Genomic DNA, 394 nt, shown 5'->3' on the forward strand with positions numbered 1-394 from the left:
CAGTCCTTATCATAAGTAGTATTAGCTGAGTTAGGGATATTGCTACGTTAAAAGGGAACAAATTATTTTGTTCCCTTTTTATTTGTTTAATTAATAAAGTTCTGTTTTAATGACGGTGAATGAATTTATTCGGTTGAAAGGAGTAAATGATGAAAAAAGCAGTCCAAGTAACAAACGAGCGTTATCGCTTAAATTATCACATTTCAACGCCTGCAGGTTGGTTGAATGATCCAAATGGCTTTTCTTATTTTAAGGGCTACTATCATATTTTTTATCAATATCATCCTTACTCAGCTGAATGGGGACCAATGCATTGGGGACACTATCGCAGTAAGGACTTAGTGCATTGGGAAGAATTACCAATTGCGCTTGCTCCTGACAGCGAACCAGACTG

Annotated in this window: 1 pseudogene; it reads left to right on the top strand. The window is 36.5% G+C overall.

Features of this window, described 5'->3' with window-relative positions:
* Nucleotides 1-146 precede the first annotated feature (146 nt).
* Nucleotides 147-394: pseudogene (locus CRG87_RS07975) on the top strand (glycoside hydrolase family 32 protein); the annotation flags it as partial.

Source organism: Lactobacillus apis (genome assembly GCF_002837055.1).
Classification (GTDB): domain Bacteria; phylum Bacillota; class Bacilli; order Lactobacillales; family Lactobacillaceae; genus Lactobacillus; species Lactobacillus apis.